Consider the following 21,784-nt stretch of genomic DNA (forward strand, 5'->3'; position numbering starts at 1 on the left):
CTACTGGGGCTACTGGGGCTACTGGGGCTACTGGGGCTACTGGGGCTACTGGGGCTACTGGGGCCACTGGTTCTACTGGGGCCACTGGTTCTACTGGTTCTACTGGCGCTACTGGGGCTACTGGCGCTACTGGCGCTACTGGCGCTACAGGTCCTACTGGTATTACCGGGGCTACCGGGGCTACTGGCGCTACTGGCGTAACTGGATCAACTGGTACTACCGGGGCCACTGGTCCTGCATTGACTGAAGGCTTCTCAGCCTTTAATAACAGTTTGAATGTTAGCGGCTCTACAACTATTGGCAACTGGAGCGTAGCATCTCCTTATTTCACAACACCTGCCTTTAATCCAACTACTGGTGTATTTACTGTTCCAACAACAGGAAGATACGCATTTGAAGCTACTATCAACTATTCAACAGTTGCTGCATTAAGCATAAGTTTAGGTGGAGGGATAAACCCATCATTTGCTATTCGCAGAAATGCTACTACAAACTTAATAAGTGGATTATTCCCATTATTAAATGTAAATGTCGCGCTCGTGTTAACTTTACGAGCAGTTCTAGGTAACGGTACTGTAACACTGGCAGGTGAAGTCAATTTAACTGCTGGTGATGCCATCGACCTATTTTATGAAGCTAATGGTTTAACTATTGCACTTACACTTGGAGGTGCTAACTCTGGTGGGATAGTGTGGTCTTGTCATCGTATTTCCTAGTAAATTTACAATCATTCAACAAAGGAGAAGAAGGAGGCTTTAACCTCCTTCTTTTCTTGTTCAAAATTAACAACCTAGTGTTAGATGGCTTTAATAAAGAAGATGATTTGGTCATGTTCCCCAACTCTCTTAATGCAATAAAAAAGTACAAACTTCTGCTTCTGAGTGTCTCATTAGCATCAGTTTGCACTACATCCTATTATTGTTTTACATACATTCTTGTGTAAACATTTCAATTAATAATTCAGAAGCAACTTTTTTTCCTTGTTCAACGCATTCAGGAATTGATATCCCTTCAAACGAACTTCCTGACAATTTGACTGTTGGGAAATGTTCGCTCAATTCTCGTTTCACACGTTCAATCTTTGCTTCATGTCCTACAGTATATTGCGGCATTGCATTTTTCCATCGGGAAACTACTGTTGTTACGGGTGTTCCATCGATACCGATTGTTTTTCTTAAATCATGTAAGACAGTCTTTTCAATCTCTGAATCGGAAAGTGCAACAATGGCTTCATCGCCAACACGTCCAATATAACTACGTAACAACACATAATCAGTTGGAGTAGTACTTGGCCATTTTCGATTGCTAAATGTACAGGAAGTTATTGAAAAATCACTATTTCGAGAGACAAAAAATGAAAGAGCATCCAAATCTCCAATCTGCTCTTTTTTAAAAGCCATAGTCACCGTAGCAATTGTTGCAGCCTTCATAGAGTTCAGTTCAGTTAATAGCTGGTGCTTATTAAACATTTTCTCTGTCACATTAAATGGTGTAGCAAGGATCACTGCATCTGCTTTAATTTGAGAGAAATTATTTAAAACAACTTGCACAGTCCCATCTTTACCATGTTCAATTCCCTCTACTTTGACACCTTTTAGAACTGTCCCTGGCAAGAGAGATTCTTCTATTTTTTCAATAAGTGTTTCCAGTCCATTCTCAAATGTTTGGAAAATCCCCTTATCTTTTGCAATGCGATTATTACTTAAAAAATTCGTACCTGCCTTTTTCATTCCGATAAGTAAACTGCGATACTTTTGCTCTAATTCATACAGCTGTGGAAATGTAGAATGCATGCTTAGTTGCTCAATATCACCAGCAAATGTTCCTGCTAGTAAAGGCTCTACTAGATTTTCTACAATCTCTGCTCCAAATCTTCTTCTAAAAAATTCTCCTAAAGGTTGGTCGTCATCCTGTGCAGATTTTGGGAGAACAAAGTCTCCCGCTGCACGAATTTTCCCGCTGAGTGAAAACAACCCTGATGTAATGAATGACGAGATATGTGGCGTTGCTCCAGACATTAGGCTGCTTGGAATAGGATATAATTGACTACCAACAGCTACGTAAGTTGGCCCTGAATTACTTGTGATTATCTGTTGTTCAATGCCTAAATCCTGTGCAAGTACATGAATATGATTTTCACGGTCAAAAAAGGATTCTGGTCCACGTTCAATGATGAAGCCATCTTTTTTTAGTGTTTGTATTTTCCCGCCAAGGCGCAATGACGACTCGACAAGTACGATATCTAAGGGCAATTCTTTTGCGCGCGCTTCCTTTTGCATATAGAACGCAGCTGTTAGGCCTGTAATGCCACCACCTACTACAACTACCTTTCGTCTTTTTTGAGTCACCAACATCATCACTTTCTTTTCGCTTAGCTTAGTTTTTTATGAATGGCGTCTACCATCGCATCTATAAATAATGGATGAGTGTTAGGCATAGCTGGACGGTAGTAGTTTGCTCCAAGCTCATTACATACAACTTTACATTCATAATCATTATCGTATAGAACTTCTAAATGTTCGGTAACGAAGCCAACAGGGGTATAAACAAATGAACGAAAACCTTTTTGCTCAAAAAGATCACGTGTTAAATCTTGCACGTCTGGACCAAACCAAGGCTCGGGCGTTTGTCCAGCTGATTGCCAACCAACCTCAACATTCTCCACACCAGTAGCTTCTTGAATCAGGCGAGCTGTTTCGATTAATTGGTCTTCGTATGGGTCACCCATTTCTTTAATTTTCGTAGGAAGTGAGTGGGCTGATACGATTAAGCATGCTTTTTCACGTTCTTCATTCGACATAGCATCAAACGTTTCATTTACTTTGTCCTTCCAATATTCAATAAATTTAGGCTCGTCATACCATGATTCCACAGATGTAATTGTTAATCGATTATCTGCCGCATCAGTTGCACGACCATTATATGATTTGATAGAGAATGTTGAGAAATGAGGTGCTAACACAATAGAAACCGCTTCTTTAATACCAGCTGCCACCATTTCCTCTATCGCATCTTCAATGAATGGATGGATATGTTTTAAACCAATAAATAGTTTGTATTCTACATCGTCTTGTACCTCGTTTAAACGTGCACATAAAGCTTCCGCCTGAGCTTTCGTAGCTGCAGCTAAAGGTGATAAACCACCGATCGCCACATAGCGACTACGTAAATCTTCTAAGTGCTCATCTGATGGTTTGCGGCCATGTCGAATATGCGTATAATAGGGTTCAATATCTTCTTCTTTGTAGGGTGTACCATATGCCATTACTAATAAGCCTCTAACTTCTTTCATTAACCTTTTCACCTCTAAATAATAGTTAAACTATCTTTTTTGTATGTTATTGAACATATTGTGACGAAAGCAAACAAGTGTTTCTCACGAACGTCTAAAAACTAGAAGACTGCCTAATAAGATTTGTTCGTACTTATTGGGCAGCATTCTTTACTTAATAACGTGCTTGAATTTGTTGTGCACTGTATTCATGAATAAGTGTTGTTAAGCGTTTTAGCACATCTGGATCAACCTCTGGAAACACACCGTGACCTAAGTTGAAAATATGACCTGGAACCTCTAGACCTTGATCGATAATATCTTTCGTCCGTTTTTCAATTACAGACCAGTCAGCAAGTAATAATGATGGGTCTAAGTTTCCTTGTACTGGTTTTGTAATGCCTTTTGCACGCGCTTCTTTAATTGGTAAACGCCAATCTAAACCAACAACATCAATCGGAAGATCATGCCACTCTTTTACTAAATGACTTGCACCGACACCGAATTGAATAAGTGGCACATTTTCTTTTTTTAACTCGCCAAAAATGCGTGTCATGACAGGTTTAATAAACACGCGATAATCTTCGACACTTAAAGCCCCAACCCATGAGTCAAACACTTGAATCGCTTTGGCACCCGCTTCAACTTGAGCTGAAACATCAGCGATAATCATATCTGCTAGTTTGTCCATTAAAGCAAACCATGCTTGTGGTTCTGATACCATAAATGATTTTGTTTTATTATAGTTTTTAGAAGGCCCACCTTCAATCATATAGCTTGCTAGCGTGAAAGGCGCTCCTGCAAAGCAAATGAGTGGTACATTCAGTTGTTCTTCTGTTAGTAATTTTATCGTTTCTAACACAAATGGAGTATGTTCCTTCGCATTGAATTCACCAAGTTTTTCTACATCAGCAACTGTACGTATAGGATTAGAAATAACGGGACCTACGCCTGCTTTGATTTTCACATCAATGCCGATACCAGGTAGTGGTGTAACGATATCTTTATATAAAATAGCTGCGTCTACATTGTAATTATCCACCGGCAATTTTGTAACGTAAGCACACAGCTCTGGTTGATGTGTAATTTCTTCTAAAGAATACTTTTCTTTAATCGCACGATATTCTGGTTGAGAGCGTCCTGCTTGGCGCATATACCAGACCGGTGTATGTTGTGTTCTTTCTCCTCGTGCAGCACGAAGAAGTGTATCGTTAAATGTTGTCATGAATATTTCCTTCCCCTCGATATAATTTAATCCGTAAAATTCTCTTGTTTATTCCATTATTATTGATATCCGTTTTCAATAGTAAACGCTTCCTCTGATATTGTATAGTTTTCCTAGAGAAATGTCATAAAATTGTTCTTTCTGGTGTCTTCTTTTTTGACAAAGCGTTAGAGTTGCACTTAAATGGAGATAATCACGCTATTATGAACATTCATAAGGAGGACAAATTTATGTATATTTATTTAACTTCTGGTACGTCTGAATTTATGGAGCAGGTGAAAAATAAATATCAGAATGAGCCTATGATTCTAATACACGGAGATGGGAACTCGGTGCTCATACATGAAACTGAAGGTAAATCTGTCTTTGCCACACCACGTAAATTTGAAGTTTTAGATACTGTCAATAAATTAGAAGAACGTGGTTTTTTTGTCTTCAATAATATCCCTGTTACTGATGAAGGTCGTCCTGTATTTGAACATCGTTTTTTAAATCGTGCGCGAGCTATCGAGGATGAGCCTGGTTTCGTAGCCTTTCGTTTATTGCGTCCATTAAATGGCGATACCTATATCGTCATGACACAATGGAATGGCCCGCACTCATTTGAAGCATGGAAAAATTCCAAAGCCTATAAAACAGCGCACGCTGAGCGGGAAAAACCAACGGGCGTAGGCCAGCAAAATATTTTCTCTGCCGCTGCCTATGTTGCAACTTATAGCGTTGCTCCAACAGAAGAAGACGAAGCTTAATTTTAAAAAGGAGCATTCACATATGAAACAGAATTTACTTGAAAAAATCGATAATCATTTTGATGAAATGGTGGCTATTCGCCGCCATCTACATATGCATCCAGAACTTAGTTTTCACGAGCAAGAAACGGCAAATTACATTATTCAATTTTATGAAAAGCTCGGTGTCCCGGTTGAACCAAATGTCAGTGGCTTCGGACTCATTGCACGCATTAAAGGGAACAAACCAGGCAAAACAATTGCTTTACGCGCAGATTTTGATGCACTCCCTATTCAAGATGAAAAGGATGTGCCATACAAGTCAAAAGTTCCTGGTGTGATGCATGCTTGTGGTCATGATGGCCATACTGCCACATTATTAATCTTAGGTAAGCTACTTTGGGAAATGCGTGATGAATTAGCTGGTGAGTACGTGCTCATTCATCAGCATGCTGAAGAAGCTGATCCAGGAGGCGCAATCGGCATGGTACAAGCAGGTGCATTAAACGGTGTTGATGCCATTTTTGGTACACATTTATCATCTAATCATCCGACTGGCATGATTGGCTATCGTGTAGGACCTATGATGGCAGCTGTCGATAGTTTTGAAATGAAAATTCAAGGAAAAGGCGGGCATGGTGCTCACCCTCACCAAACGAAGGATGCCATTGTCATCGGTTCTCAGCTGGTTATGAATCTACAACAGCTTGTTGCACGCCGTGTTGCCCCAACTGAATCTGCGGTTCTCACGGTTGGCTCATTTGTTGCATCTAACGCCGACAATATCATCGCTGATACAGCCTATTTAAATGGGACTATCCGTACATTTGATAAGGGTATACGTGAAACAATGGAACGTGAGTTTAAACGTATTGTACAAGGCACAGAAATTGCTCATGACTGTACTATTGCACTAGATTACCGCCGTGGTTATCCGGCAATCGTTAACCATGAAAAGGAAACATTATTTGTAAGGGATGTCGCCCAGGATATTTGTACAGTTGTTGAAATTGAAGCAACAATGGGTGGTGAGGATTTTTCTTATTACTTAGAAGAAAAACCAGGTACATTCTTCTTCACTGGAGCCGAACCTGTTGAGTACGCGCCACATCATCATCCAAAGTTCGATGTCGATGAAAAAGGAATGCTCGTTGCAGCGAAGGTATTATTAACCGCCGCTCTAGAATATCAATCTGTGAAATAAAACAGGTAAAGCTCATTTTCTCCAATCATCTTGGAAAAAATGAGCTTTATTTTTTTAGAGCTAGGACCTGAGTGATAACTTGGGTTACACATGCGGTACTCCGTCCTACCCGAGCGGTAACTCAAGCCTCCAGAGCGTTCCCCTGTCTCAACTGAGTGAAACTATCAACGCTAGTTAAGATTTTGACATCTTCGTAGTCAATTCACTTACAACAAATACGATGATGAATGTCACATAGAACATTGGCTGTGCCACACCACTTAGGCCTACAATAATGGTCTGAGCAATCATCGCAAGGCGTACTACCTGTTTGACTGCTACATTACGTGCGTTCTCTGGCAATGGGTATAGCATGTCCATACGGAATTCTCCGCTTGATAATAAAGCCTGTTTTAACTGAATCGTTGTTGCAAAGCTTAATGCACCAGCAACTATCCACGTAACTATTGGAATATCTACAAAAGCAGCAATAACGGCAGAAATCACCGTTAATCGGAGCCATAAATAAAAATGATCGTCTGTGCGTATAAATGTACGGAACACCAAATACTTTTGGGTATTTCCCTTTGCATAAGGCACAAACTTATAAAGCCAATCCAACCAACCTCGACGTCGAATACTACCACGTAAATGCGGTACGTCCGTAAAGTAGTTAGCAAAGCGGTAGAAGCTCATCATACGATTTTGTTCTAACTTTACAAAATGTTCGTATGGCACAGGCTCTCCTGCTGATTTTTTTCGGAACACCACGATATATGCACAACCAATTACAGCGGCAATAAAGGCAAGGATAGGCTTTGTCTGAAGTCCCATATACACGGTTACACCAAATATTACAGCACGTACGAGTCTATCCACCCATATAAATTGTCCACGTTCACTATATCGATAACGGAACTCTCCTTGTACACTGAAATACTTCAGTACGATAATAAGGAAAAATACCGTCCAAATTTCGAATGTCGTTAACTCTGTAACTGCTTTCAACAAAGGTATAGTCACAATATAAACAATCGCAACTATCCATACCTGTGACCAAAATGTCCATGCAAGTGCCTTGGTAAAATACTGCGACATTTTTGATTCTAATGGTAATAAGTATACTTGGTCTGGCTCACGTAATAATGTCGTCGGTCGACTAAATGCTAGTAAAACACCAATTATTAACGCAATTAACGGCTCTGCTGGAAAATCGGTTGCTATAATTTTCAGCCATTCACTATATTGATAGCCCCCTGCCCCAATAAGAAATACAAGTACAATTGCTATATGACCTGTAAAAATAAATTGCATATATTTTTGCACTTCACCTATATAATGCATGAAGCGAGAGGACCAGACATCACGCAAGTTCTTCATGGTCCCGCTCCTTTGTCATCGCAATATATAGATCATCCAATGTAGCATGTGGCATCCCAAAAGCCTTACGTAAGTCCGCCATCGTTCCTTGTGCCCGCACACGTCCTTCATGCAATAAAATAATTCGGTCACAATGCTTTTCGGCAGTCGATAAAATATGCGTTGACATTAAAATCGAAGCGCCCTCTTTTTTCTTTTCGTCCATCTGATCAAGCAATGATTGAATACCCAGTGGATCTAAACCAACAAACGGCTCGTCAATTATATACAGACTCGGATTGACTAAAAAAGCACACATAATCATAACCTTTTGACGCATACCTTTTGAGAAATGGGATGGAAACCAATTGAGTCGTTTTTCCATACGAAATTCCTTTAACAAAACTTCAGAACGTGCTGCAAGTGAAGCCTCATCTAAACCATAAGCCATCGCTGTTAACTGTAAATGCTCACGTAGCGTTAACTCATCATATAAAACAGGCGTTTCTGGAATATAAGAAAACGCCGTACGATACTTGTCCGTGTCTTCCTTTAACGTCACACCATTTAAACGAATGTCACCTTCTTTTGGCAACATTGTTCCGATAATATGCTTAATGGTTGTACTTTTACCTGCTCCATTTAAACCAATTAACCCAACAAGTTCCCCTTTTTCAATCGTAAATGATAACTCTTTAATAACAGGCTTTCTTGTATAACCACCTGTCACTTGCTGTACGTTTAATACCGACATGCCCTCACTCCTCTTCTTGTTTTTATTTTATCAAAAATTAGCAAATGATTCAGTTATGAGTATGATAGAATAAAATTACATATATAAATAAGGGGGATTTACGAATGAGCGATTGCCTATTTTGCAAAATTATTGACGGATCAATTCCGAGTACTAAAGTTTATGAAGACGACCATGTATATGCCTTCGCAGACATTGCACCTGTAGCAAAAGGTCACACACTATTAATTCCAAAGCAGCACTGCCAAGATCTTTTCGAAATGCCAGAAGATGTAGCACGTAATCTATATGCAGCTGCACCAAAAGTGGCTAATGCCATTAAAGCAGCATTTAATCCAATTGGTATGAATACCATAAACAACAACGGAACTGCTGCTGGACAAACTGTTTTTCACTACCACTTACATTTTATTCCGCGTTACGACGAAAAAGAAGGCTTAGGCTTAAATTGGCAAACACAAAAATATACACTTGAACAATTAGCTGATGTGGCAGAAAGCATTAAAGCCCATCTTTAGTTTTCTTTATCCGTATATGATTACAGATGGACTATTATTAATGCCACTCGCAATTTTTTTGACACTTAGAAAGCCCTTAGAAACGCTCTGAGGGCTTTTTTATATTTAACTAAGGGTTTAAAAAAATGGCTTGTTCAACTAATGGATAATAACAACTAAAGTCTATTCCCAAAATGAACTTCCAAGAGAGAAACTACTGGAAGAAACTTTGATGGTTAGGAACTTGTTTTTTGCGATAATCCTTATTTCGTCGTCATACACTAGTTGATGGGAGCACAGGCGGTGACCTCTGCGGGAATTGCATGAGCGAAAAGGCCCCGCGGAGCATAGCGACGAGGAGACTGAAGCCATACCCTGCCATAGCGGAAATCAACGGGTTCATATAGATACCTCTATTTTAAAAGAAAAGTCTGTTTAACGAACTCAATTTTTTGAGTTTTTCTACAGTCTAGGACGATCATTTTGATGGTCTTTTTTTTATGCAGGATTTTATAAGTAATTAGCCCATAAATATGTGATTTAATTATCAGAATAGTATATTGCAAATTAATAATTTTTATCGTACAATCACAAATAAGTTTCGCTAACGGTCAAGAGGACACTTTAGGAAACAAATAGATTAGCATAGTCGAGGAGAGATTAGAAATGAATACAAAGAATTTAGTTTTAATGGCACTTTTAGTTGGTGTCGGTGCTGCACTTTATGTGGTCACACCAGGTATGGTAAACGGCATGAAGCCTGACTTCATGTTAACCATGATGTTTATCGGAATTTTATTGTTCCCTACAGTGAAAGAAACGTTTTTACTTTCTTTAGCTACAGGGGTGCTCTCTGGTTTATTTACAACATTTCCTGCAGGTTTAGTCCCTAACATTATTGATAAAGCAGTAACTGGCTTTGTCTTTTTGGCAGTCCTAATCGTGCTGAAAAAAGTGGTAAGCCATTTTGTAGGTTCAGCTGTTTTAGTTGGTTTAGGAACAATTTTATCGGGTACTGTATTTTTATCGGTTGCCCTTTTCGTGTTCAATGCTAACGTCGGTGCTACATTCGCAATGCTTTTTGTAGGTGTTGTGGTACCAGCCGTCGCATTTAACGTTGTTGCTTTTGTGATTATTTATCCAATCGTTGCGAAGTTAGTGAAACGTTCTAAATTTAACACAGCCATTTCTCAAGCTTAAATAGCAAAAGGGTTAAATGCTCCGCTCTCACTGTCAATGTAACTGTGAAAAGAGCATTTTAGCGTAGTCACTATTTAAAGAAGCTAAGCCGTGATGTAAAATCACTCGGTTAGCTTCTTTTTTCTTTTTGTCTATACGCATTTCATGGTTTAATAGAGGGTAAGATAACAAATATAGAAATGAGGGATTTAACATGAAAGCAAAACCATTTTTAATCGGACTAACAACTGGAATCGTAGGTGGCACCATCGCTGTACTTTTTTCAACACCTCAATCTGGACAACAATTACGGACTACATTACTGTCAAACGCTGATAATACAAAGGACAAGCTTCAAGATATAAAATACCAAGCCGGCAATGTTAAACAATCTGTAAACTCACTAACAAACGAAGCCAAAAATAATATACCTAAAATAATAAATGAATTAAAACAGTCCATCACTAAATTTACTGAAGAAATCGAACCTACTAAGAATAATCTACAACAAGAAATAGAATCGTTACAGAATTCAATTAGCGAAATCGAGAAAAATATTGCACAATTCACTGATAAAAAGAAAAAACCGCAAGAAATAAAGTAGGTCCAAAGTCTACAAATGATGATAAAAATTATTTTTTATTAATAAAAACTATGATTATATTATTACTTTTCAACCACATTTCAATTTTTTAATTTTTCTAACTTTAAACTTTTTTCCTTTATTGCTATAATATTTTTAAAATGCTAAAGAAAGCAGTAGGTGATGGCTTTGTCAGAGGAATTATACACTCAAAAAGAAGCGATGCTTTATAGTCAAAGAATTGCGCAATTATCAAAAGCCTTATGGAAAGCGGTTGAAAAAGATTGGCAGCAGTGGATTAAACCCTACGATTTAAACATTAACGAGCATCATATTTTATGGATCTCGTATCATTTAAAAGGAGCGTCCATATCTGACGTAGCCAAATTTGGAGTGATGCACGTTTCAACAGCATTTAACTTCTCAAAAAAATTGGAAGAGCGCGGATTCCTAAAGTTTTCGAAACGCGATGACGATAAACGTAATACTTACGTTGAACTAACAGAAACTGGTACAGAGCTGATAATCGAGATGAATAGCAATTATCATAATACGTATCACTCTGTTCTCGAGGGTTCGTTAGCACTAAAAGACTTATATGGTCGTTTCCCAGAATTTTTAGATGTTATGGCTGTCATTCGTAATATTTACGGTGAGGACTTCATCGATATTTTCGAGCGTTCATTCCAACACTTCCGTGATACCTTTGATACGATAGAACAACGGCCAACAGTAAAAGGATAAGGTGCACCTTCCATTAGCAAAGTTATGCCTTCGCTGTTTATTCGTTGATTGAACTGATCGTGCTTTTAGTGTTACGCACAAAATCATGCTAAAAGGAGGCATTTCAGAAACAATTCTGAGATACCTCCTTTTTCTTGCATTCTCGCAAAAATCAATTTACATTAAATAGGACCCTTCCTAATACCGGAGTTGATATTCAATGCATTGTTGGAAAATTTTAAATCTAGAACATCATTATGGGACTACACGAATTAGTATGTTGGCTGTGATTGTTTTTTTATCAACTTTTTCAGTATCCTATGTGACACTTAATTTATTTCATGATGAACAATTTACTGATCATTTGTTCTGGCTATTCATTATTGCCGTACTAGCACTTTATCCGATTCATAAATGTCTTCACTTTTATGCTTTATTTGACTTACGCCAGCATCTCAAATTGCGCGTGCGTGTCCAATTTTATTTTATTCCTGTATTGCACATGCGTATTCGCGAACCTTTATCAAAAAACCGTTATATTTTAGCATTACTAACGCCGTTTATCGTACTAAATTCAATTATTCTGCTAGGTACATTGCTATTACCTACCTATACGCATTACGGAACCTTACTTTTAGCGTATCATTGTAGTTTATGTTTAATTGATATACTTTACGTGAAATATTTATTAAATTCACCTAAAGATGCCCAAGTTGAAGAAACGCCTAAAGGCTATGAAATTTTAGTTCCACCAACAATTAACTAAATTGCTTGTACTTGTGTTCTATCGGCGTTTTTTGTTATGCTAGTAATACAGAAAGAGGGGAGGAATAGACTTGCTATTAATGATTGTAGTTCTATTCTCGGTATTCTATTTATTTCAAATCAACCGCATGACCTATGCACTTTGCATGCGACGTGAAATTCCCGAAGAAAACCAACCAAAAATATTCCGAACTATCAATATACTCATCACAATTTTACTTGTCTCATTTTATGTTGAAATTTTATTTGCAGTATAATGAAAAAGAAAAGTGCATCCGCGCCCGTCCGCACGCGCGGAGGTGATATCTAATTAGACCAATACTCTATTGGCCACATCCTCATGCGTGCGACGCGAATGCCTAGACATTGATAAGAAAAGCTAAGGACTTGAAACCCTTAGCTTTTCGCCATTTTATTAATTAATATAGGAACGCTGCACCAACAATAATTAATAAAATAAAGAGCACAACTAATAAAGCAAAGCCTGAGCCGTAGCCACCGCCACCACCGTATCCTCCGTTGCTCATAACTTCACCCCCTTTCTTTTCTATATCCTATGCGCTTCGAATTTTGAAATATAGGCTATACTCAAGGGGGGAACCATTTTGTTTTTAAATCGTTTATGTTATAGTAAAAAATGGACGAAATGAAAGTTAGGAGAGAATATCCATTATGAAAAAGACTGTTTTATCTTTAACATTAGCTGCTTCTATTTTAGCCCTTGGTGCTTGTAGCGGAGCCGATGACAAAGCATTAGTTACTTCTAAAGTAGGCGATATTTCAGTAGCTGACTTTAACGAAAAAGCGAAAAGCTTAACGGGCTCATATGTTCTTCAACAAATGTTGACTGAAAAAGTATTAGCTGACAAATACGAAGTAACAGACAAAGAAATTAAAGAAGCTTATGACGCAACTTCATCTCAATTTGGTGATGGCTTTGCACAAGCACTTGCTGAAAGTGGCTTAACAGAAAGTGGCTTTAAAGATTCATTACGTGTTCAACTTCTTCAAGAAAAAGCATTGAAAGATCAAGCAATTAAAGAAGAAGACGTAAAAAAATATTATGAACAAATGAAAACAGAATTAAATGGTCGTCATATTCTAGTAGCTGATGAGAAAACAGCGAAAGAAGCTATTGAAAAAATTAAAGGCGGCGCTTCGTTTGCTGATGTGGCAAAAGAATACTCAACAGATACTGGTTCAGCAGCAAAAGGTGGCGAATTAGGTTGGTTCTCAGTTGGTACGATGGTAGATGAGTTCAACGATGCTGCTTATGCACTTGAATTAAATACATTAAGTGAGCCAGTTCAATCAAGCTTTGGTTACCACGTTATCGAAATTACGGACAAGCGTGATACGAAGGATATTGGCAAATTCGAAGACGAAGAAGAAAACATTCGTACAACAATGCTTGGTAAGTTGAACCAAACAGGCGAAGCACAAGTAATTCTAAAAGATATCATCGCAAAAATGGCGAAAGATGCTGACGTCAAAACATCTGATAAAGATTTAAAACAATCACTAGAATTCTTCACAACGACAAGTGAAGATCAAGCAAAAGCTGCTGAAGAAGAAGCTAAAAAAGCTGCTGAAGAAGACAAAGCAGAAGGTAAAGCTGAAGATACTGAAAAAGAATCTAAATAGTGATTAATTTACTATATGAAAAAGGGTTACGCTCATACAGGCGTAACCCTTTTTGTTTACTCAATATTCGGTTTATAAAATGAGCGATTATCAAGTGGGAAAAGTCTCTCGGTAAATTCTCCAGGCGCTGTTTTGCCGAGTGCACGCGTGAGCATGTTCATCTTGGCATCAATATTATCGATATAATGCAAGATTTCTGCTTCTTGAATCATTGGTTTTTTAGGGCTACCCCACTCTTCTTTACCATGATGTGATAACACTAGATGTTGCAAGAGCATTACTTCTTCGCCGTCAATCTCAAGCTCATCTGCAATTTTGGCAATTTCATTCACCATAATTGTAATATGACCAAGTAAATTGCCCTCAACAGTGTACATTGTCGCAACAGGACCAGATAATTCAACGACCTTCCCGATATCATGTAAAATAATACCCGCATATAACAAGTCACGATTTAATGTTGGATATAAATCAGCGATTGCCTTTCCTAGTTTTAACATAGATACCATATGATCCAGTAAACCGGATGCATAGTCATGGTGATTCTTCGTTGCAGCAGGGAATACTAAAATAGCATCCTGATGCTTTTTAATAGCTGCACGTGTGATACGTGAGATATTTGGATTCTTAATATCAAAGAAGAATTGCGTCAATTCCTCATAAAGTTGTTCTTTTGGAGTAGCGGAAGAAGGCACTAAATCGTTAATAGCAATTCCCTCCTCTGCTTTTGCAACACGGATTGTCTTAATGCGTAATTGATTTTTGCCGCGATAGTCATGGATTTCTCCTCCTACGCGAACAATAGCCTCTGCATGGTACATTTTTTCATGATCTTCATTTGTATCCCATAGCTTTGCCTCAATGTCTCCACTCTTATCTTGTAGTAACAGTGACATAAATGGCTTTCCTACAGTTGTAACACCTTTTGTCGCCTGTTTAATTAATAAAAATTGATCAACTGATTCTCCTACTTGGAGCGTCGTAATACCTTTCATGTTGACGTCACTCCCCTTTCATTTGCTAGTGCTCCTAGATCGACAATTTGCTCTTTTTGCCAAAACCCGAGCATCGCTTCATGGCAAGTAAAATATAAAATTTGACGTTCATATCCTACTTCTTTCATCAATTGTACCATTTTGTTTGTGCGGTTTCGATCAAAATGGACAAAAGGATCATCCATAATAAATGGGAAAGGCGCAGTTGTTACAAGGGTTTTTGCAAGTGCTAGTCGTAAAGAAATATAGGCTTGTTCCTTCGTGGCTTGCGATAATTCTGCGACATGATAACGCAATCCCGAAACTGCTTGTGCCTCAAAATGACCTTCCTCACTGATTAAGAGCTTGTCATAACGACTACCAGTTAATGTATTAAAAATTTCATTGACCTGCGAAAGTACTTGGGGTAATTTTTCCTCACGAAGTTGAAATAATGTCTCATGAATCGCTGTTGCTAACGCCTTTTTAGTAGTCCACTGCTCAATTAACTGTTGTAGTGCTGTTTTTTCTTGCTCAAATTGTTGCAACAATTGTCCATATTTTTCATCATTGAGTAGAAACTCTTTTTGCATTTGGAGTGTGGCTCGCTCTTCTAAGCAACGATCGATTTCTAACTGGATTGCATTTCGACGTTCTTCTAGCGCTTGCATTTTCTCGCTGAGTTGCTCTTCGGTCATAATTGTCTCTTGTTTGATTACTTCAAGTGAGGCTAACTGATTCTGAATTGTTTGTAGCTCCGTATTTAGTTTTTGCTGTTGCTCGTACTGTGCAAAAGTCTCGTAATAAGCGTCCTCCGATTGTACATTTGCAGTACTAAATAACTGAGCGATTTCAGATTCATAGTTTTCCATAAGAGGCTCTACTTCTTGCATGTTGTCTGTCAGGTTAGTGAGCTGCTCTTTGGTGTGCACCATGTCTTGTTGTTCTCTTTGTACAGTAAGATAGAATGCACGCAGATGCATAAAAATTTCCTGCTCACTATAACTTTCCTGTAGTACCTTCTGTATCTGCTCAAATAGCGTTACTTTTTCAGTTTGTATAGACTGAAATAGTTTCGATATACTTTTTTTCTTAGTTTCCAGTTCTTGTACACCACGAATACGCATAAACAGCTCTGGCAATAAAGTTCTAGGCACATTCCCTTCTAAACGATAACGTCCTAAAAAACTTTGCAGCTTTTGAGTACTTTCAGCATTTACCTGCTCTGCCTGCTGAATTTTATGTTCTAGCTGTGCATATTGACGTTCTTTTTCCTGCTGTTGCTCAGTTATCAGCATCCGACGATCCTCGAGTCGTTGCTTTTTCATGCGTAAAACTTGAACAATATTTTCCTCTTGCTCTAATTCCCGTAGTAACTGCTTATTTTGCTCGCTTGTAGTCTCACCAACGGGCCATGCACGTTTTAAAATCACTATAGATAATAGTGACATCACTACCCCGCCAATGATAACTGCCATATTTTTTTGCCAAGCGCCATATAGCACAGCCAACAAACTTATAACTAGAGTAAAGAATATAAATAATGTAGGCTGCTTTTGTTTCGTGCGCTGCGACCTCGCTTGTCGCAATTGTTCAAGTCTTCTCTTTTGTTGAGGCCACTGTGCTAAAATATGTTGTTCCTCAGTCGTTAATGACTCCTGTTCAAGTTGCTTTTTCTGTCGCGCTATACCATCAAGCTCCACATGTGTTTGCTCGATCGCATGTAGATGAAATTTCAGCTCTTCTTCAGTTTCTTGCAAAACACTTAACTGCTGCTGAAACTTTTCTTCTTGCTGTAGTGATACGGTTTCCTCAAGAAGGATTTTTTGTGCTACTTTTTCTTGGACACCTAATAAACGAAACTGCGCATCAATATCTTGTTCGATTAAGAAAAGCTCATCGATTAAGTTCTGCTCCTTAACGAGTAACTGATTCCATGTTGCTTCTTGATGCATCAGTCGTGCCATTTCATCAACCATTGTCTCATCTACCGTTAATTGTAGCTTGTTTTGTAAAACCTGATATTGCTCCTTTAGCTGCGCCATTTGTAATGTTTCATGGGTTAGACGGTCCTTTAACTGCTCATAACGTCTTATCCCTTCAGGTGGGAACTGGACTTGTACATAGTTTTTTAAGGTCTGCTGTAGCGACTGTTGTTGATGAATAAGTGGTATTGCCTGCTTCAATATCGTAAGTTGCTGCCAGCTTTGTTGTAGCTCTTTTTGTTGTTTATTCAAATGCGCTAGCTTGTGATCAAGTTGTTGTAATGTGAGTGATTTGTCCTCAAATGTATGAATCGCTGTTTGCTCTTGCTTAACAGTCTTTTCAAGTTGCTTCATATACTCAATTTTTTGGTTAATGAGCGGTAGCTTTCCTGCCTTTTTAAATAGTTCTCCAGCATCCTTGTCTAATTTCTTTTCAAGTGCGGATAACTGATGCATGCCAGTCGTGCCAGATGCAAGTAATAAATGTGTTAGCTCTTCTTCAGACATTTTTTCAATGCCTTGAAGTTCATGAATAGAAAAAGAAAAGATTGCCTCAAATGATGCTCTTGTATAGCCATGCAATAGTTTCGCTAAAAGTTCCTCATGGCCCTTAGCACCGTCCTCCATATAAACGGTCACATCACCAGTCGCTTTGCCTTTGACTCGCTCGATTGTGCACTGGCCATACATCGGATGAAGTATCGTTAGCTGACCACCATATTTCGTTGATGTTTTCGGTTCATATTTTCGCTGAGCTTGTTGCTTTGTTGGAAAGCCAAAAAAGATTTGTAATATAAACTGCTGAATCGTCGTTTTCCCAGCTTCATTCATACCATAAAAAATTGTCACACCATCTTGTAAGGTGATAGTGACATTTTCGTGTCTGCCAAAGCCGTATATTTGGATTTTTTGTATTGTTAGCATGTCCTTCACGCCCTTTGAATTTCATCTGCTAATAACGATTGTGCGTTAGACTTTAAATGTTCTACGTCTTGCTCCGTTAGTGGCTCGATAAATCGTGCCCCCCCTGCATGTTGATACAGATCTTTTAAAATATCTTTCCACGCTGAAATGTCCCATTGCTCCATTAAATTTATCACAGATTCAGTAGCTGCAGTTGGTTCATAGGGTGTTGCCGTTCGATGATACATAAGTTTTTGCACCCAACACATCGGCTCATTACCGTCCTCTACCTCTCGAATAGTTTCAAGCCAAGCATCTACCGTGGCATGTTCAAATAAGGCTTCTGCCTGCTCATCTATATTTTTTAAATGCAATTCTACTACAGATGCACCGTATTCTTGACGATTAGCGGCTAGTGCCGCTTCACACTTCTCAAGTAATTCATTTGCATGAAACATCCCTGTACAGTCAACTTCTACTGTGTTATAGACAACTGCAGATGTTGGCACAAACGTCATATCAGCTGAACTTTGTGATAATGTCACATCATAAAAGCCTTTTAATCCTTGCTCGTTACGATGACGACTTTGAATATTTCCTGGATATACGATTGGCGGCTCCTTGTGTAAAAGCTGTCTCTTATGAATATGACCAAGCGCCCAGTAATGATAATTTTTTTCTAGAAGTTGTTCTTTTTTAAATGGAGCATAAACAGCGTGTGTTGTATCACTCGATTCACTGCCATGCAACATACCGATATGAATAGCATGCTGATCATTTGCAATGGGGTAACTTTCAATGATTGATTCCTTTATATGTCGTTCACCATAGCTAAAACCATAAATATTAACCTGTTGACCACGTATTTTCAATTGTACAACACTCGTCTCAGCTGGTAATTCATAAACATTGCTAGGTAAAGCAAAGCGTGTCCATGAGCCATTTAGATGATCGTGATTACCATAGCTTAAAATAACTGGTATGTTGTGCTGAAATAGTACTTCCATTGCCTCTTGGAAACGTCTTTGTGCTTGTAGGCTGCGGTGTTCTCCATCATAAAGATCACCAACAATTAGCAAAAAATCAGGCTTCTCATCGATTGCCTTGTGAATAATTTTTTCGAAAGCTTCGAAAGTACTTGTCCGTATTTTTTTTAGATTTTGCTCTGGTAAACCAAATAAACCCTTAAACGGGCTATCTAAATGTAAATCTGCCATGTGGAAAAAACGAATTGTTGTCATCCAATCACCTCAAGTAATAGATAAATTACGCCTTTGCGCAATTATGTAAGTTCTCATGTTTCATTGTGCCATTTGATCGCTTTTTTATAATTAACTCTTATGGAGTAGAACTTGTCCTGATTATTGCCAAAAGCGAATATTTGTTCTATTTTATCATAACTCATGCTAGATGAAAAATGAATTCAATGATATTTCTTCTTACTATCGTAAAAATATTTACACATTTTTTGTAAATTATCAAAATATTCGCTAGTTATACCGTGAAGTTTATAATTCTTCTATGTATAATAGTAGTATCTTCAAGTAAAGGGTGGGGTTTGACTATGGAGAATTACCGTTTTACAGCTTTTGAAAGAACAGGGGAAACATTATTTGATGAAACATGGACATTTGAAAACGATGAAGCCGCAAAAATAAGCGGTCAACAACAAATTGATGAAAAGGGCGTTTCAGAAAAAACACATCGACTCGTAAATGCATCTGGTAAATTAATCTTATTCCATGTTTAAAAGTTGGAATAAACAAAGGCACGTAGCAAACTAATGCTAGTGCCTTTTCATTTTTTCATTTGATCTACATGTAATAGCGTCAGTTCAATGATACAAGTACGCCAAGGGTTAATTGCTCTTTATTTACCTGCAAAAACCGGCATTCTTTTTTCTACAAACGCATGGATGCCTTCAAGGTGATCAACTGTTTTGCGCATTGCTGATTGCCCCTCTGCTTCCATTTCTAAAATACGTTCTAATTGTGGTAGATTTTGCGCATGTAGTATTTTTTTTGTGGTAATCATGGAAACAATCGGAGACGCAAGCATTTTACCAACAAGTTGATCAGCCATTGCAAAAACAGTACCTTCTGGCGCTACATAATCAATTAAGCCAGCATCTTGCGCTTCATTTGCTGATAACACTTTGCCTTCCCAAATCATTTGTTTTGCCTTCACATTGCCGACACGTTCCTTCATAAAGAAGTGACCGCCACCATCAGGAATTAAGCCAATTCCAATAAAATTCATAGCTAGTTTGCTATTTTCGCATGCAACAACGATATCTGCTCCTAACGTCAAGCTAAAGCCTAAGCCGGCTGATGCACCATGAACTGCTGCAATGACAAGCATTGGTAGCTGATAATAAGCCTTTACAATTCGTGTTAAATACGCCATCGCTTCATCAATATCAAGTGGCTTAGTTGGATCTACCATGGCTTTTATATCGCCACCAGCAGAAAAGACTTTACCTTCCCCTCTAATAACTAAAATTTGTATTTCTTGCTCTTGTTGTAGTGCTTCAAAACACTCTGCTAATTCCCGCATCATTACATCATCCATCGCATTCATGGCCTGCGGTCGATTTAACGTTAATGTAGCACGACGCTCTAATTTTTCTAATGTAATTGTTGTAAATTCCATGCTCTACACCCCCAAATATGAATATTCATTCACTATATACTATTCGTGTTTTTTCTGAAAAATCCTTCTCTCCTAAGCAAAACAGCACTTGTTATGCTATATTTAATGACGAATATTGAATTAAAGGTGGTAAATCGTTGTGACTCAAATGGACTATCGTGTATTACTTTTTTATAAATATATTGCTATTGAAGACCCTGAAGCATTTGCAGCAGAGCATTTAGCATTGTGCACGGAAATCGGACTGCTTGGTCGAATTTTAGTTGGTGTAGAAGGTATCAACGGCACTGTTTCTGGCACTGTCGAGCAAACAGAGACCTACATGAATCATATGAAAGCAGATACTCGTTTTAGCGATATTATGTGGAAAATCGATGAAGTACAAGGACATACCTTTAAAAAAATGCATGTCCGCCCTCGCCATGAAATTGTCCACCTCGGTTTAGAAAATGACATTAATCCGTTAGAAATAACAGGGGATTACTTAACGCCAAAGGAATTCATGACACGTATGCAAGAGGACAATACGATTGTCATTGATGCACGTAATGATTATGAATTTGACCTAGGACATTTCCGTGGAGCTGTGCGCCCTGATATCGAGAACTTCCGTGATTTACCTGCTTGGATGGAACAACACAAGGAAGATTTCGCTGGCAAGAAAATATTAACTTATTGTACAGGCGGTATTCGCTGCGAAAAGTTTTCAGGCTGGTTAAAACGCGAAGGATATGGAGAAAGTGTCGGCCAATTACATGGAGGTATTGCAACCTATGCGAAGGATCCTGAGGTAAAAGGACAGCTATGGGATGGTCAAATGTTTGTCTTCGACCGCCGTCGCAGTGTTCCAATCAATCAGGTTGAGCATGTTGTTGTGGGAAAAGATTACTTCACGGGTGAACCGACAGAGCGCTATACAAACTGCGCTAACCCTAATTGCCATAAGTTAATGCTATGCGAAGAAAAACATGAGGCATTTTATATGCGCAGCTGTTCAGACGATTGCCGTCGTGCTGAACATAACTTCTTCGTTGTAGAAAATGAATGGACAACAACGCAAGTCGAGGAACAAATCGCAAAAATTGCACAGGCTCAAGTATCTCCAAAATAACTTTTAAAATGAGTACAGTCTGATGATTAATAAGAAAAAGCATCTCCCGCTAGGAAGATGCTTTTTTGCACTGTACATGACAACATTAGTGACAAGTATTCTATATTAGAATTAGAACGACTTATGCATCCAGTTGAACTTTCAATTACTTCTTCAGAACTGAGTGGGGTTGAGCTTGGCTTACCTGAGAGGGACAATACTTTAGCAGAGCAGTATGGTACACTACCTGAGCGATAACTCGGCTTACC

22 protein-coding genes and 1 pseudogene are annotated in these 21,784 nt (G+C 38.5%); 13 read left to right on the plus strand and 10 right to left on the minus strand.

What is annotated here, in order from left to right; translation table 11 throughout:
• Positions 1 to 716: pseudogene (locus tag ACOMCU_RS21010) on the plus strand (collagen-like protein); the annotation flags it as partial.
• Positions 717 to 923: 207 nt separating this feature from the next.
• On the opposite strand, the gene hemY reads toward ACOMCU_RS21010, so the two are convergent.
• From hemY to hemE, 3 genes are all read right to left on the minus strand, one after another.
• On the minus strand, positions 924 to 2,357 hold the full coding sequence (gene hemY, locus ACOMCU_RS21015; RefSeq protein ID WP_421051332.1) for a protoporphyrinogen oxidase: 1,434 nt from the start codon (positions 2,355 to 2,357) through the stop codon (positions 924 to 926).
• 14 nt (positions 2,358 to 2,371) lie between these two features.
• Entirely contained in the window at positions 2,372 to 3,292 is a 921-nt protein-coding gene (gene hemH / locus ACOMCU_RS21020) for a ferrochelatase (protein WP_010857349.1), read from the minus strand.
• Between the two features lie 154 nt (positions 3,293 to 3,446).
• Positions 3,447 to 4,496, minus strand: a complete 1,050-nt coding sequence (hemE, locus tag ACOMCU_RS21025) for a uroporphyrinogen decarboxylase (RefSeq protein ID WP_010857348.1) — start codon at positions 4,494 to 4,496, stop codon at positions 3,447 to 3,449.
• 230 nt (positions 4,497 to 4,726) lie between these two features.
• Here hemE and ACOMCU_RS21030 point away from each other — a divergent pair, with 230 nt between their 5' ends.
• Entirely contained in the window at positions 4,727 to 5,245 is a 519-nt protein-coding gene (locus tag ACOMCU_RS21030) for an antibiotic biosynthesis monooxygenase family protein (protein WP_421051290.1), read from the plus strand.
• Positions 5,246 to 5,267: 22 nt separating this feature from the next.
• Positions 5,268 to 6,428 (plus strand): amidohydrolase, encoded by a 1,161-nt coding sequence (locus tag ACOMCU_RS21035; RefSeq protein ID WP_421051291.1) that lies wholly within the window; start codon positions 5,268 to 5,270, stop codon positions 6,426 to 6,428.
• 174 nt (positions 6,429 to 6,602) lie between these two features.
• Here the strand turns inward: ACOMCU_RS21035 and ACOMCU_RS21040 are convergent, their stop codons facing one another.
• Positions 6,603 to 7,787, minus strand: a complete 1,185-nt coding sequence (locus tag ACOMCU_RS21040) for an ABC transporter permease (RefSeq protein ID WP_421051292.1) — start codon at positions 7,785 to 7,787, stop codon at positions 6,603 to 6,605.
• The gene (locus tag ACOMCU_RS21045; protein WP_010857344.1) at positions 7,771 to 8,520 is read right to left on the minus strand and encodes an ABC transporter ATP-binding protein; all 750 of its coding nucleotides are present in this window, start codon (positions 8,518 to 8,520) and stop codon (positions 7,771 to 7,773) included. Before ACOMCU_RS21045 ends, ACOMCU_RS21040 begins: the two co-directional genes overlap by 17 nt.
• A gap of 104 nt (positions 8,521 to 8,624) precedes the next feature.
• Here ACOMCU_RS21045 and ACOMCU_RS21050 point away from each other — a divergent pair, with 104 nt between their 5' ends.
• From ACOMCU_RS21050 to ACOMCU_RS21075, 6 genes are all read left to right on the plus strand, one after another.
• Positions 8,625 to 9,038 carry an HIT family protein gene (locus ACOMCU_RS21050; RefSeq protein ID WP_010857343.1) on the plus strand — a complete coding sequence of 138 codons (414 nt, stop codon included), beginning with the start codon at positions 8,625 to 8,627 and terminating at the stop codon, positions 9,036 to 9,038.
• Positions 9,039 to 9,683: 645 nt separating this feature from the next.
• Positions 9,684 to 10,217 carry a tryptophan transporter gene (locus tag ACOMCU_RS21055; RefSeq protein ID WP_010857342.1) on the plus strand — a complete coding sequence of 178 codons (534 nt, stop codon included), beginning with the start codon at positions 9,684 to 9,686 and terminating at the stop codon, positions 10,215 to 10,217.
• Positions 10,218 to 10,410: 193 nt separating this feature from the next.
• On the plus strand, positions 10,411 to 10,800 hold the full coding sequence (locus tag ACOMCU_RS21060) for a YtxH domain-containing protein (RefSeq protein ID WP_010857341.1): 390 nt from the start codon (positions 10,411 to 10,413) through the stop codon (positions 10,798 to 10,800).
• A gap of 162 nt (positions 10,801 to 10,962) precedes the next feature.
• Positions 10,963 to 11,523: an HTH-type transcriptional regulator Hpr gene (locus tag ACOMCU_RS21065; protein WP_010857340.1), complete on the plus strand. Its 561-nt coding sequence runs from the start codon at positions 10,963 to 10,965 to the stop codon at positions 11,521 to 11,523.
• Positions 11,524 to 11,722: 199 nt separating this feature from the next.
• A complete protein-coding gene (locus ACOMCU_RS21070) occupies positions 11,723 to 12,268 on the plus strand; it encodes a DUF3267 domain-containing protein (RefSeq protein WP_421051294.1) in 546 nt (181 codons plus the stop codon).
• Positions 12,269 to 12,338: 70 nt separating this feature from the next.
• Positions 12,339 to 12,524, plus strand: a complete 186-nt coding sequence (locus tag ACOMCU_RS21075) for a hypothetical protein (protein ID WP_010857338.1) — start codon at positions 12,339 to 12,341, stop codon at positions 12,522 to 12,524.
• Between the two features lie 162 nt (positions 12,525 to 12,686).
• Here ACOMCU_RS21075 and ACOMCU_RS21080 read toward each other — a convergent pair whose 3' ends face one another.
• Positions 12,687 to 12,794: a YjcZ family sporulation protein gene (locus tag ACOMCU_RS21080; RefSeq protein WP_080647610.1), complete on the minus strand. Its 108-nt coding sequence runs from the start codon at positions 12,792 to 12,794 to the stop codon at positions 12,687 to 12,689.
• A gap of 145 nt (positions 12,795 to 12,939) precedes the next feature.
• Here ACOMCU_RS21080 and ACOMCU_RS21085 point away from each other — a divergent pair, with 145 nt between their 5' ends.
• Positions 12,940 to 13,911 (plus strand): peptidylprolyl isomerase, encoded by a 972-nt coding sequence (locus ACOMCU_RS21085; protein WP_421051295.1) that lies wholly within the window; start codon positions 12,940 to 12,942, stop codon positions 13,909 to 13,911.
• A 56-nt stretch (positions 13,912 to 13,967) separates the two neighbouring features.
• Here ACOMCU_RS21085 and yhaM read toward each other — a convergent pair whose 3' ends face one another.
• Genes yhaM through ACOMCU_RS21100 form a run of 3 tightly spaced genes read right to left on the minus strand, consistent with a single transcriptional unit; the run spans position 13,968 to position 19,014 of the window.
• Complete coding sequence (yhaM, locus tag ACOMCU_RS21090; RefSeq protein ID WP_010857336.1) at positions 13,968 to 14,906, minus strand: 3'-5' exoribonuclease YhaM; 939 nt, start codon at positions 14,904 to 14,906, stop codon at positions 13,968 to 13,970.
• On the minus strand, positions 14,903 to 17,794 hold the full coding sequence (locus ACOMCU_RS21095) for an AAA family ATPase (RefSeq protein WP_421051296.1): 2,892 nt from the start codon (positions 17,792 to 17,794) through the stop codon (positions 14,903 to 14,905). The genes yhaM and ACOMCU_RS21095 overlap by 4 nt, the downstream gene beginning before the upstream one ends.
• Positions 17,795 to 17,799: 5 nt before the next feature.
• Positions 17,800 to 19,014 carry a metallophosphoesterase family protein gene (locus tag ACOMCU_RS21100; protein ID WP_010857334.1) on the minus strand — a complete coding sequence of 405 codons (1,215 nt, stop codon included), beginning with the start codon at positions 19,012 to 19,014 and terminating at the stop codon, positions 17,800 to 17,802.
• A gap of 323 nt (positions 19,015 to 19,337) precedes the next feature.
• Between ACOMCU_RS21100 and ACOMCU_RS21105 the strand changes: the two genes are divergently transcribed.
• Entirely contained in the window at positions 19,338 to 19,523 is a 186-nt protein-coding gene (locus ACOMCU_RS21105) for a YhzD family protein (RefSeq protein ID WP_010857333.1), read from the plus strand.
• Positions 19,524 to 19,642: 119 nt separating this feature from the next.
• Here the strand turns inward: ACOMCU_RS21105 and ACOMCU_RS21110 are convergent, their stop codons facing one another.
• Positions 19,643 to 20,425: an enoyl-CoA hydratase gene (locus ACOMCU_RS21110; RefSeq protein WP_010857332.1), complete on the minus strand. Its 783-nt coding sequence runs from the start codon at positions 20,423 to 20,425 to the stop codon at positions 19,643 to 19,645.
• A gap of 139 nt (positions 20,426 to 20,564) precedes the next feature.
• Between ACOMCU_RS21110 and ACOMCU_RS21115 the strand changes: the two genes are divergently transcribed.
• Complete coding sequence (locus ACOMCU_RS21115; RefSeq protein WP_010857331.1) at positions 20,565 to 21,536, plus strand: rhodanese-related sulfurtransferase; 972 nt, start codon at positions 20,565 to 20,567, stop codon at positions 21,534 to 21,536.
• A 57-nt stretch (positions 21,537 to 21,593) separates the two neighbouring features.
• Positions 21,594 to 21,773 carry a hypothetical protein gene (locus ACOMCU_RS21120; protein WP_036129712.1) on the plus strand — a complete coding sequence of 60 codons (180 nt, stop codon included), beginning with the start codon at positions 21,594 to 21,596 and terminating at the stop codon, positions 21,771 to 21,773.
• Positions 21,774 to 21,784: the final 11 nt, after the last annotated feature.

The organism is Lysinibacillus sp. UGB7 (assembly GCF_049058285.1).
Lineage (GTDB): Bacteria > Bacillota > Bacilli > Bacillales_A > Planococcaceae > Lysinibacillus > Lysinibacillus sphaericus_B.